The organism is Mucilaginibacter terrigena (genome assembly GCF_004168255.1).
GTDB classification, from domain to species: Bacteria; Bacteroidota; Bacteroidia; order Sphingobacteriales; family Sphingobacteriaceae; genus Mucilaginibacter; species Mucilaginibacter terrigena.
This window is the reverse complement of sequence record NZ_SEWG01000003.1, coordinates 394,337-406,406: the sequence shown is the minus strand read 5'-3', so window position 1 is coordinate 406,406 and position 12,070 is coordinate 394,337. Positions and strand designations below refer to the sequence as shown.

11 protein-coding genes are annotated in these 12,070 nt (G+C 44.0%); 7 read left to right on the top strand and 4 right to left on the bottom strand.

All coding sequences use genetic code 11. The features are described from left to right. Window positions 1-2: 2 nt before the first annotated feature. The 7 genes from bcp (at window position 3) to EWM62_RS08980 (ending at window position 7,389) form a co-directional block, all read left to right on the top strand. Window positions 3-461, top strand: coding sequence for a thioredoxin-dependent thiol peroxidase (gene bcp / locus EWM62_RS09010; RefSeq protein ID WP_129876323.1), 459 nt, complete (start codon window positions 3-5; stop codon window positions 459-461). 146 nt (window positions 462-607) lie between these two features. Continuing rightward, window positions 608-1,162, top strand: coding sequence for an RNA polymerase sigma factor (locus EWM62_RS09005; protein WP_129876322.1), 555 nt, complete (start codon window positions 608-610; stop codon window positions 1,160-1,162). 60 nt (window positions 1,163-1,222) lie between these two features. Beyond that, on the top strand, window positions 1,223-2,044 hold the full coding sequence (locus tag EWM62_RS09000; RefSeq protein ID WP_129876321.1) for a hypothetical protein: 822 nt from the start codon (window positions 1,223-1,225) through the stop codon (window positions 2,042-2,044). A gap of 13 nt (window positions 2,045-2,057) precedes the next feature. Then, window positions 2,058-2,534: a hypothetical protein gene (locus EWM62_RS08995; RefSeq protein ID WP_129876320.1), complete on the top strand. Its 477-nt coding sequence runs from the start codon at window positions 2,058-2,060 to the stop codon at window positions 2,532-2,534. A 125-nt stretch (window positions 2,535-2,659) separates the two neighbouring features. Beyond that, window positions 2,660-3,856 carry an aspartate aminotransferase family protein gene (locus EWM62_RS08990; RefSeq protein ID WP_129876319.1) on the top strand — a complete coding sequence of 399 codons (1,197 nt, stop codon included), beginning with the start codon at window positions 2,660-2,662 and terminating at the stop codon, window positions 3,854-3,856. Between the two features lie 252 nt (window positions 3,857-4,108). Then, window positions 4,109-6,385: a glycosyltransferase family 4 protein gene (locus tag EWM62_RS08985; protein ID WP_129876318.1), complete on the top strand. Its 2,277-nt coding sequence runs from the start codon at window positions 4,109-4,111 to the stop codon at window positions 6,383-6,385. Continuing rightward, window positions 6,385-7,389: a glycosyltransferase family 4 protein gene (locus EWM62_RS08980; RefSeq protein WP_129876317.1), complete on the top strand. Its 1,005-nt coding sequence runs from the start codon at window positions 6,385-6,387 to the stop codon at window positions 7,387-7,389. Before EWM62_RS08985 ends, EWM62_RS08980 begins: the two co-directional genes overlap by 1 nt. A 145-nt stretch (window positions 7,390-7,534) precedes the next feature. Here the strand turns inward: EWM62_RS08980 and EWM62_RS08975 are convergent, their stop codons facing one another. The 4 genes from EWM62_RS08975 to EWM62_RS08960 form a co-directional block, all read right to left on the bottom strand. After that, the gene (locus tag EWM62_RS08975) at window positions 7,535-9,004 is read right to left on the bottom strand and encodes a glycoside hydrolase family 130 protein (RefSeq protein WP_129876316.1); all 1,470 of its coding nucleotides are present in this window, start codon (window positions 9,002-9,004) and stop codon (window positions 7,535-7,537) included. A 175-nt stretch (window positions 9,005-9,179) separates the two neighbouring features. Next, window positions 9,180-10,100 (bottom strand): DUF58 domain-containing protein, encoded by a 921-nt coding sequence (locus EWM62_RS08970; protein WP_129876315.1) that lies wholly within the window; start codon window positions 10,098-10,100, stop codon window positions 9,180-9,182. Window positions 10,101-10,148: 48 nt separating this feature from the next. Beyond that, window positions 10,149-10,859: a DUF2490 domain-containing protein gene (locus EWM62_RS08965; RefSeq protein ID WP_129876314.1), complete on the bottom strand. Its 711-nt coding sequence runs from the start codon at window positions 10,857-10,859 to the stop codon at window positions 10,149-10,151. Between the two features lie 178 nt (window positions 10,860-11,037). Further along, entirely contained in the window at window positions 11,038-12,060 is a 1,023-nt protein-coding gene (locus EWM62_RS08960) for a hypothetical protein (RefSeq protein WP_129876313.1), read from the bottom strand. Between the last annotated feature and the right edge of the window lie 10 nt (window positions 12,061-12,070).

Below are 12,070 nucleotides of genomic sequence, written 5' to 3'. Positions count from 1 at the left end.
AAATGGCTACACTAAAGCAAGGCGATAAAGCCCCCGGTTTTACAGCTAACGACCAGAACGGCAAAGCCGTTTCGTTAAGTGATTTTAAAGGCAAAAATGTGATCCTTTACTTTTACCCAAAGGATGATACTCCCGGCTGCACCGCCGAAAGCTGCGATTTCAGGGATAATTACCAGTCGCTTTTAAGCAAGGGCTTTGAGGTTATTGGCGTGAGTGTGGATGACGAAAGATCGCATAAAAAATTCGAGACCAAGTACCAGTTGCCCTTTACACTTGTTGCCGATACCGGCCACAGCATTGTGGAAGCCTACGGTGTTTGGGCAGAAAAGAACATGTATGGTAAAAAATATATGGGTACCGTCCGCACCACCTTTATCATTAACGGCGATGGTATTATTGATAAAGTGATTGATAAGGTTGATACAAAAAATTCATCGCAACAGGTATTAGACCTATTGTAGCCCCACCCAAACCCTCCCCGTAAGGGAGGGCTTTAAAATAAAAGTCTCCCCTATCGGGGGAGATTTAGAGAGGGCTTTTAGAAGGTCCGTAAAACATATATCAAACAAAAACGCTTTATATTTATTTAAAAGATAAATTTTAATAGATGGCCATTCAGGCAGAAGACGAAGAAATACTCAGCAAGTTTAGGGACGAAAGTACCCGGAACGAAGCGTTTAACCTTTTGCTGAAAAAGTATCAGCAAAAAATATACTGGCACGTGCGCCGCATGGTTATTGACCACGACGATGCCGATGATATTGTGCAGGACGTATTCATTAAGATCTGGAAAAACCTTCCGGGTTTCCGTAACGATGCGCAGTTGTACACTTGGATGTACCGCATTGCCACTAACGAGTGCATCACTTTTCTGAACAAGAAAAAGCAAAAAAACAACGTATCGCTTGATGATGTAGATTTTGAACTGGCGGATACCCTGTCGGGTTCAGACCATTTTAGCGGCGACCAGATCCAGCGTAAATTACAGGAAGCAATATTAACTTTGCCCGATAAACAGCGCCTGGTATTTAATATGAAGTATTTTGATGATATGAAATACGAGGAAATGAGTGATGTTTTAGGCACCAGCGTGGGCGCTTTAAAGGCATCGTACCATTTGGCGGTTAAAAAAATAGAGTCGTTTATAACCAATACCGATTAATTAGCAGAATTTTTAAATTAGCGTTAAACCTTTTGGAACTTTATTCATCTATAACAGTGTATGAAAAGCGATATGGAGAATAATGAACGGGCGGACGAAGAAATGTCACTTAAACGGTTTTCGAAAGAAACCCCGTTTACAGTGCCATCCGGCTATTTCGAAGATGCCGGCCAGCGCATTCTGTCACTTATAAAATTAAACGAATTAAAGAGTGATGATATGGCGCAGGGATTTGCTGTGCCGCAAAATTACTTTGATGAATTAAACGCTAATATTCAAAGCAGGATAAATATTGAAAGCATTGCAGGTACCGGTGAAAAAGGTTTTACCGTACCCGAAGGCTATTTTGACCATCTTACCAATAATATACAAAGCCGCATAAATATTGAGGCAACTGTAAACAATGGAGAAACAGGCTTTACCGTTCCGCAGGATTATTTTGAGAACCTGCAGCAGCAAATAACAAGCCGCATTGCCGTTGAGGAAATGCTGGAAGTAAACACCCCTGAGTTTACCGTTCCGGATAATTATTTTGAAAAGCTTAACCGCGATATTTTAAATAAAACCGTTAACCAGGAAGTTGTACTGCGCAAAACCATTGTACGCAAGCTATGGGCATCAAATACTTTTAAATATGCTACTGCGGCTTGTTTAGCTTTAATAATTGGCGCGGGTGCCTTTTTAAGGCAGGCACAGGCACCGCCCGTACATACACAAAGCTACCTGCATACACAGTTATCAGAAGTGCCGGTTGACGAAATAAAAGATTATCTTGAGCTGCATATGGATGCGACCGATACACAGGGCCTGGTTGAAGATGGTAAGGCCATTAATATAGATGCGCTTGATGCAGATCTGCAGGACTATATCGATGTTAATTAATTGATACTTATTCATGAACAAACTGCTCAGATATATATTTTTTATTTTAATTATCATTTGTACCGGTAACGACGATTTGTTTGCGCAGGTGAATAACCTTCGCCGTACCACCATCCCCAATACCCGTTTTAAAAGGCGTAATCCTAAATTAGATGCCGCGCACGATAGGTTTATCAGTCAGCAATTATCCCTTACCAACGAAGAATCCGCCAAGTTTTGGCCCATATACCGCCAGTACCGGCAGGAACTTACCGCTGTAAGTATTTTAAAACGCTTAAACAATTCCAACTCGCAGGCCAACGGTACCGAGCAGATAGATAAAGAGATAGAGTACGATAACCAGATAGTGAATATCCGTAAGCGCTACCGCGATGAATTTATGAAGATACTGCCCCCTGCAAAAGTGAGCATGCTTTACAAAAGCGAACGCGAATTTACCGACGAGGTTATCAAACAACTAAGCGAACGCAGCATCCGGGCAGGGAACTAATATTTAGCGATTTAGTGAATTAGTGATTACCTAACTATGGGATAGATTGCTGATTTTTGCACTATGCTTTCTAAACCAACTCCATAAATCGCTAAATCAGTCAATCACTAATTCACTACTTGCCCATGCTAACCCTGCGCCAGCTTTTTCTGAACAATAACGCCCAAACAACACACTTCCCTTTATTGCTGGAGTTTGAGCGCGCGGAAGGGGTTTACATCTACGACGCGGAGGGCAAACCATATATCGATCTGATATCGGGCATTGGCGTAAGCAACCTGGGCCACAGCAATCCAAAAGTTGTGCAGGCAGTAAAAGATCAGGTTGATAAATATATGCACCTGATGGTGTACGGCGAATATGTGCAAACCCCGCAGGTGCGCTTTGCCGAAAAGCTGGTTTCCGTTTTGCCGTCATCATTAAACTCTGTTTATTTCACCAATTCGGGAACCGAGGCGGTTGAAGGTGCACTAAAGCTGGCCAAACGCTTTACCGGCAGGCAGCAGGTAGTGGCTTTTAATGGTTCGTACCACGGCAGCACACATGGTGCCCTAAGCGTTATGGGTAACGAGGAATATAAACAGGCCTACCGCCCGCTGCTGCCGGGGGTAAATTTTATCAGCCTAAACTCCATCCCCGATCTTGAACTCATTACTGATCAAACGGCCTGTGTTATCCTCGAAACCATACAAGGCGAAGCCGGTATACGGGTACCAGATGCCGCTTATATGCAGGCTTTACGTAAACGCTGTACCGAAACAGGCGCGTTACTGATCCTGGACGAGATCCAGGCTGCGTTTGGCCGTACCGGTAAATTATTCGCCTTTGAACATTTTGATATTTTACCCGACATTTTGCTGCTGGCCAAAGCCCTGGGCGGTGGCATGCCTGTGGGCGCTTTTATAGCGCCGGTACACATCATGTCGGCTTTTAAAGAAAACCCTATCCTGGGGCATATAACCACCTTTGGCGGTCACCCCGTATGCTGCGCGGCAGGCCTGGCAGCGCTGGAAGTGCTGATAGAAGAAAAGCTGTTAGCCCAGGTAGCCGAAAAAGAAGCCATTGTCCGCAAACGCCTCATCCACCCGGCTATTAAACAAATAAGAGGCAAAGGCCTTATGCTGGCCATTGAATTTGAAAGTTTTGAGCTGAACAAAAAAATAATCGACCGCTGTATAGAAAATGGTGTAATAACCGATTGGTTCCTGCATTGCAGTAATGCTATGCGCGTTGCCCCTCCGCTCATCATAACACCAACTGAACTGATCCACGCCTGCGATATTATAATGGAGGCTATTGAATTTCAAACACATACGGTGTAATTTGGGTTTTAATCTCTTTCGTTTTTAAATTATAATTAATAATTTAACTGTAAAAAGAAAGTTACGGTTTCTCTTTAAGCTTTATTGGTATAGTTTATGCACAATGATAGATACCCATGTAATTTATGCATCCCGGGTCTGTAAATACTGTTTTTGAGGTCACTGGTGCATACTTTTCGGGTCAGTAAGATTTAAAAATTGTTTAACAGCAAGTATCTCACTAACAGGAATAACACATTCTGCTATATAACTATGAAAATCGCATACATATCAACCTATCCTCCCCGCGAATGCGGGATCGCTACCTTTAACCATAATTTAATGAACGCCATTAACGCCAATTTTTCCGACAGGAAAAGCCCGCTTGATGGTGGCTTTGTGGTTGCCCTTAACGATTCGGAGAATTTACAGGAATATGAATACCCGGCCCATGTTAAATATGTTATTCGCCAGAATCATCAAAAGGATTATATCCGCGCCGCTAATTTTATCAATACAAGCAATGTCGACTCCGTTATTTTAGAACACGAATTCGGCATTTATGGTGGCGAAAGCGGTATCTATATTTTACCCTTGATAAACCGTTTAGAGAAACCGCTGATCTCTATCCTGCATACGATACTTAAAGACCCAAGTTATGTACAGCGCATCATCATCCGCGAAATTGCCGAGCAATCGTCAAAGATCATCGTGATGAGCAAACGCGCGGTAGAGTTCCTGACTACCATTTACGATATCCCTGCAGAAAAGATACAGATCATAGAGCATGGTGTGCCTGATGTGGAAGAACCGGAAGTTAACCCTGTTAAAAGCTTAAGCCAGTTTAAAAACCATCGTGTATTATTAACATTTGGGCTATTAAGCCGTAACAAAGGTTTAGAAACCGTTGTAAAAGCATTGCCGCAGATTGTAGCCAAGCACCCCGATGTTATGTATGTGGTATTAGGCAATACACACCCGGGCGTTATTAAAAACTCGGGCGAGGAATACCGCGACCACCTGAAATCGCTGGCGGCACAGTTAAAAGTATCGCAGCATTTATCGTTCATCAATAAATTTGTGGCCGAGGATGAACTGATTGATTACCTTACAGCTGCCGAAGTATATGTTACACCCTATTTAAACGAAGCGCAAATTACCAGTGGTACATTATCATATGCAGTGGGCGCTGGAGCCGCAGTAGTATCAACCCCATACTGGCACGCTACCGAATTGCTGGATGATGGCCGAGGCCGTTTATTTGATTTTAAAAATGCGGATGCGCTGGCCGAGATAGTGAACGAACTATTAGACGATGATGCTGCACTTAACGAATTAAAAGAAAACGCTTACGAATATGGCCTGCATTTACGCTGGCCTGTTATTGGCGCCGAATTTATACGCGTAGCCCAGGAAGCTGCCGCTAACCACGACTTTAGTGATAAAATATTAAAGAACAGCATTGTTGACCCTGAGATATTGCCCAAATTCAGCCTTACGCATGTTATGCGTTTAACGGATGATACCGGTATTGTGCAACACGCTAAATATGGCATCCCCAATTTAAAAGAGGGTTACTGCCTTGATGATAACTCCCGTGCGCTTATTATGGCGCTTATGGCTTATCAGCGTAATAAAAGCAACGACGCTTTTAAATTATTGCCAATATACCTAAGCTACATTCACTACATGCAAACGGATGATGGTAACTTCCGTAATTTCTTAAGCTTTAGCAGGCAATACCTGGATGAAGTGGGTTCCGAAGATTCTTTCGGGCGTACCATATGGGCATTGGGCCATTTGATCAGCTGCGCGGCAAGTAATTCATACCGCGAGTTTGCGATGGAGATCTTCCATAAATCGTACCCGCACTTTAAAGCATTAAAACACATCCGCGGGCAGGCAAATACCATTATAGGTATTGCTTTATACCTGCAGGCCTTCCCTACCGATGAAGGTATGGTTGCCGAACTGGTGCGTTTAACCCAGCCTTTAATTGATGCTTACGAAAACACCCGGTCTGATGATTGGGAATGGTTTGAAGAAAGTATGACCTATGATAATGCCATCCTTCCGCTGGCCTTGCTGCACTCATGTGAGATCACCGGTAACCAAAAAGCGAAGGATATAGCGCTTAAAACCATGGCATTTTTAGATAAGCTGACCTTATCCAACGGTTATTTAAGCCCGGTTGGTAACGATGGATGGTATTATCGCGGTGGCAGGTTCCCTACGTTCGACCAGCAGGCCATCGAAACCATGGCTATGGTACTGATGCATTTCCAGGCTTACCAGATCTTCCGCAAACCGCAGTATATCGAAAAAATGTTCCTGAGCTATAAATGGTTCCTTGGCGAAAACACCCTGCGGGCACCGTTATACGACCATGAAACCAAAGGCTGCTGCGACGGATTGCTGCCTACAGGTATTAACCGTAACCAGGGCGCCGAAAGTACACTGGCCTACCTGATATCGCACCTTACCGTGTTAAAAGCCTTCGAGTTGGAATACGAGTACAATAAGATGGAAACACAGGTTAAAGTGTGTTAATGAAGGCCGCGATTTTAGCCCCCGTTGCCTGGCGCACACCACCCAGGCACTATGGTCCCTGGGAACAGGTTGCATCGAATATTGCCGAAGGACTTATTAAACTGGGCGTTGACGTTACCCTTTTTGCCACCGGCGATTCGATCACCGAAGGCAAACTACAATCCATTTGCAAACAAGGTTACGAGGAAGACCGTACACAAGATGCAAAAGTGCTGGAGTGCCTGCACATCAGCAACCTGATGGAGCAAGCCAGCGATTTTGACATAATACACAACAACTTTGATTTTTTGCCGCTTACCTATACTGCGCTTATTAATACCCCGATGATAACAACTATACATGGTTTTTCGTCGCCACGTATTATACCGGTTTACAAAAAATATAATTCGCGCGGATATTATGTTTCCATTAGCAATGCCGACCGCAGAGATGAGTTAGATTACATAGCTACAGTTTATAACGGACTTGACACTAAAGATTTTAAATTTACGGAAGAGCCGCAGGACTACCTGCTCTACTTCGGCCGTATCCACCATGATAAAGGCCCGGTAGAGGCGATTGAAATAGCTAAAAGAACTAATAAAAAACTGATCATTGCGGGCATTATTCAGGATGAGGATTACTTTAAGGACCGTGTAGAACCACACCTGAGCGACCAGATAGAGTACATTGGCCCCGCCGGCCCGGATAAACGTAACGAGCTTTTAGGAAACGCCCTGGCCCTATTACACCCCATAAATTTTGCCGAGCCGTTTGGAATGAGCGTTGCCGAAGCCATGCTTTGCGGTACGCCGGTTATAGCGTTCAATAAAGGTTCGATGCCGGAACTTATCCAGCATGAAAAAACAGGTTTTTTAGTGAATACTGTTGACGAGGCTGCAGATGTGACCGGTCAGCTGGGTTCAATAAACCGTGCCTATTGCCGCGAATGGGCCAGTTCTCAATTCTCTAAAGAGAAAATGGCGGAGGACTATTTTAAGTTGTACGAGAAGATATTGGGCTAATCGCCGCTTGTGATGCTGAACTTAGTGAAGCATCTCACCGCCATACATGTAGCCGATTGCACAGTTCTCCATTAGATCCTTCACTGCGTTCAGGATGACAAGTTGGTTAATTTTGTCGCCACGTGCGGCTACTTTTCAGCTTAAATTAATCTATCCCGTCTTCCTTAAACTTAGCCAGCAACTCGTCCAGGTCAACTTCGGCGAACGAGGTTGATGAATCAGAGATTCCGTAAGGTATAATAAGCTTATTATTATGGATCATGGATCCGCAGGAGTACAGCACGTTTGGTACATAACCTTCACGCTCATCACTGTTTGGCACTAATAACGGTTCCTTCAAACGGCCAATTTCTACAGTTGGGTCATCCAGTTTAAGCAAGCTTGCACCCAGTACGTAGCGCCGCATTGGGCCAACCCCGTGGGTTATTACTATCCAGCCATCTTTGGTTTCGATAGGCGAGCCGCAGTTACCTATCTGTACAAACTCCCAGGTAAACTTAGGCTGTTGCAGCAATACGGGTTTTTCCCAAATGTTTATCTTATCCGAATACATAATGTAATTATTACATCCATCGATACGGGAGATCATAGCGTATTTGCCGTTTATTTTACGAGGAAACAGCGCCAGGTTTTTGTTCTGCGCCCCTGCACCATATAAAGGCATTATTTTAAAGTTGTAAAAATCGGTAGTTTGCAGCAGTTTAGGCATGATCAACGAGCCGTCGTAAGCCGTGTAGGTAGCATAGTAAGCGTATGTGCCATCGTCGTTCACAAACTTAACAAAGCGGGCATCTTCTATGCCCTTACGCTCATATTCTGATATTGGGAAGATCACCCTGTCGGAGATATCGGTATCCAGCGAAAACACGATTTCGTAGTACGAATCGGCCAGCCAAAGTACTTTATCGTATTCCAGCCGCATCATATCATTTTCCTGCAGTTTCTGCGAGTCGAGGATGATACGGCGTAGGTTAGAGTATTCAAAGTGGTGATCGAGCTTATCTTCCAGTTCGTTAAGTACATTTATATTTATCTGGGTGATGGCTGCTTTTTCAAGGAACAGTTTTTTATTGTAAACCGCGTTTCGCACAATTTCGGCCTCATCGATATAACTGCCGGCAGGCAAAACCGTTATTTGGTTATCCTTATCTATCAGCGCCCTGCGGAACGTAATTGAAGAGATGTGCCCCTCGCCTACCGCTCTAAAACTGATAATAACGCGCCTTTGCCCGTCTTCCATCTCGGTTTGGTCGGGGTCCTCAATAATAGACGGGTTAAAAAATGCGGCCGATTCAATAGAGTATTCATGCGTAAAGTACGACCCTATCAGTAACTTACGGTACACAGTAAGCGTATCAAAATCAATTCCCAATTCGTTAAAAAGCGGCTTTAACTTGCTGCAATGGCGGTTTAATACCCGGGTAATATTACGGTGGCGTTTAGAATACTCCTGCAATAAAGGTGATACAATGCCAAAAGCGGTATCTTCTGAAATACCCATCACACGTTGCAGAACTTCTTTCGCCCTGTCGTTTCCGTTAAAGAAAAATCTTGCAATTACACGCTTCGGATCGGGATTTACTCTTATTGGTTTTCGTTCTACAGAAAGTCTCATACTAAATAGATGCGTTTATTCATTAACACCACGCCTGCTAAATTGATTTCAGCAATTTCACAAACCTTGTTATAAAGTGTAAATATTACGTAATGGAATCAAATAATTGCTTAAAGTTTAAAATATGTTCCATTAATTTAATTTGGTAAATGCTACCTGCCTGGGCGGGGCAGTTTTAGATCATGCTATTCCTTTTGATCAGGTATTCTTTTAAAATGCCGTTATATCCCTGCTCAATATCGGCATCTACCAGTTGTATATGGTGCTGGGCGCATTTCAGTTGCAGTTGGTGGCGGTAATCGCGTAGTGCCGATTGATAGCTGCCGCGGATCTTATTGGGATGCACACGAACCTCGGTGCCTGTCTCAATATCAACAAAATGATGTGGGCGGTTATCAAAATCAAAGTCCAGCTCCTTTTGCCTGCTGGTTACATTAAAAATGATCACTTCGTGTTTTTTAAACTTCAAATGCTGTATGGCGGCAAAAAGCTGCTGTGTTTTTTCGGGGTTTAAACTATTCTCCAGCATATCGCTGAAAATGATCACCATCGAGCGCTGATGGATCTCAGCTGCTATATGGTGCAATACCTGCGTAATATTGGTAGCGGTGCTTTGCTTAGGGTTATCGTAAGCTTTTTCCAGTTCGGCATAAAGGTGAAAAAGATGTGTTGAAGTTGACCGCGCCGGGCTCATCCAATCCATCTTATCAGAGAAAAGGCAAAGCCCGAAAGCATCGCGCTGTTTCTTAAACAGGTACATGAGCGAGGCAGTAGCATAAATAGAAAATTGCAGCTTATTAATCCCCTCTGCCGGGAAGTTCATGCTTGATGAGGTATCCAGCAATAAAAAGCAACGCAGGTTGGTTTCTTCCTCAAACTGTTTTACAAAAAGCTTATCGGTGCGTGCAAGCAGCTTCCAGTCGATATTTTTTACGGATTCGCCGTTGTTATACAGCCTGTGCTCGGCAAACTCAACCGAAAACCCATGAAACGGGCTTTGGTGCAACCCGGTTATAAACCCCTCAACAACCTGCCGGGCAAGCAATTCCAGATTGGCCAGCTGCCTTATATGTTGGTTGTTACTAAGTGTGGGCATATTGCAAGATATAAACTTTAACGTTTATTATACTGCCTTATTTCGCGGTTAAAATCTTGTATAAACCGCTGCCTGCAAAACATGGTTAAAGTAGGTACCTGTTGCTTGTTGCACAAACTGGTTAAGGTAGCCAAACTCCACATCGGCTTTTTTATGCAGGCGATAACCTAAGGCCACGTATGCACGGTTCTGATCAAAAAAGTGCTTATTTACCTTATTGCTATTCTGCACGTTGGCAAATACCTCGTTCTGCAAACCTACAAACGCGCCTTTGCTAAATGCATCTGTTTTTTTGAGGGGAACAACCGCCCTTGCAAAATATCGCAGCCGCTGGGCAAAGTAGTTATCGTTTTTAGAAGTGGTATTACCCAAAAAGCGCTGCTCTAACCTAAACCGGTGCTGCAAAGTACTTACCCGGCCAATTTTAGTATTGATGATAAGCTGTTCCCATATGCGGCTCTCGGGCCGAAAGGTTTCCGTTCCGTTATCTAAATGATTATTGGTAGCAATATAAGCATATCCCAAAGCGGCCATTTTGTTACCAAAGTAATAATTTACCGACGGGCGCAGTAATACGTTCTGCAAATAATCGTAATGGTTTGCCGAACGGAATTGCGCATCAAATGACGCGCCCCATTTTGGCGAAAATTTTTGTGTATGGAATACTCCCACCCAGCCCGAAAAGCGGCTATTCTGCGCGAAAAGTTTGCAGGGAACAAATAGGGTAATCAGCGAAAGCAAAATCAGTATTTTTTTCATAGGGGTTGAAATAGGATTGCGAAAATAAAAAAACTATGCCATTTCGAACGATGAACCAGCAGAAATCTTATAAAAGCAATAAGTAGCGGGATGCACGGTGTATAAGATTTCTCATCGCCCCAACGCACAATCTCTCCCTGCACGCTCGAAATAACAGACAGGTTTTGAAGTAATCTTCCTAATCCTTAAACTTTACCAAATTCTTTCTGCCTATATCGTAGGTTAGCCTGAACGCCTCCTGGTTACTGAAATTGCCCGGCGTATTATGTAAGCTTAGCACAAACTGCCCTTTCAGCCCTTTGGCAATAAACGGGGTGTAAATAATATCAAGCCTGTTGTAGGTTTTGTACTGGTAATAGGCATCGCCAAAGGCAATGTGATGGCCATCGCCTTTGTAAAATTCATCGTTAAGGGCAAAGCGTTTATAGCTTGCGTAGGCGCTTATTACTAAACCCTTTGGCTTCTGCCAGCCATCTATACCCCTGCTGCGTTCTAACGATAGCATGCCACCTGCTTCAAAGCTTAATGAATCGAGGAAGGTTTTATGGCTTAGGTTTGCGCCAAGCCTTACCTGCGCCGCGCCGTTATCGCGGATATGATCATTTGGAATGGCTATAGCGGGGCCGGCATCGTGCAGCAAAAAGAAATAATGCGCCAGGTAAAACGGCGCGTTAAGCGATGGCTGGTATTTACCCGAAAACCCGAACAGGAACTGCTCCCTATCCACATTGGTTTGGCGGCTAACCCAATCAATCCAAACGGTTTCGGTAACATGGTCGCTTTTAAATCGCGTTAGCAAACCTTCTAAATTGGGTCGAAAATAGCGCAGGGTATCGTTCAGCATCGAGCGGGGGTAATCGGTCAACAGGCCTTCGCGCGGGAAAGCGCCGGCGTTAAACAGCCAGTTTTTACCGGTATGGCTGTAATAGGCTACCGGGTTAACGCGTACAAAAAACGGGTTGCCGCCAAACTCGTGCAGGGCATTTGCACCAAAAATAAAGTGGTTATTGCTATCGATATTAAACCCAACATCGGCAGTTATACGCACACCCGAGTACGTTCGCGAGCGAGTTACAAACTCCTTGTACTCGCGGTTGTCAAAAAAGCCCATGCCGTTAACATGAAAATCAACGTTTTGTGCGCTTGCTGCCCCTGCTGTTAGTGTGATTATTAGTAAAATGATGTATATCTTCCTGATCATGCCCTGTCGT